This is a genomic window from Paraburkholderia sp. BR10937 (genome assembly GCF_040965695.1).
GTDB lineage: Bacteria > Pseudomonadota > Gammaproteobacteria > Burkholderiales > Burkholderiaceae > Paraburkholderia.
The window spans coordinates 1-245 of record NZ_JBFRCL010000240.1 but is presented as its reverse complement, the minus strand read 5'-3'; the positions used below and the strand labels follow the sequence as shown (position 1 = coordinate 245).

General features: G+C 63.3%; 2 pseudogenes. One reads left to right on the top strand and one right to left on the bottom strand.

Annotated elements, in window-relative coordinates:
• Positions 1 to 137 (bottom strand): annotated as a pseudogene (locus tag AB4Y44_RS42805) (NAD-binding protein); the annotation flags it as partial.
• On the opposite strand from AB4Y44_RS42805, the pseudogene AB4Y44_RS42800 reads away from it, so the two are divergent.
• Positions 85 to 245 (top strand): annotated as a pseudogene (locus AB4Y44_RS42800) (2-hydroxy-3-oxopropionate reductase); the annotation flags it as partial. The pseudogenes AB4Y44_RS42805 and AB4Y44_RS42800 overlap by 53 nt on opposite strands.

Here is a 245-nt window from a genome sequence, read left to right as displayed (position 1 = left end):
AGGTTCAGGTCCTTCTGGTGCAGCTCGATGCGGAAGCCCGGATTGAAGGTGCGCCTGGTCATGCGCTCGCCGTGCACTTCGAGAATGCGCGACGAAGCGAAGCCGCCCATCAGGGCCTTGCGCACGCAAACCGAAGTCGTCGCCGATTCGACGGCTGTCGCGAAGGTCTCGGACATCGTCATCTTGATGGTGCCGGACACGCCTGATGTCGCCAACGTCCTGTTCGCCGACGACGGCGTCGCCAA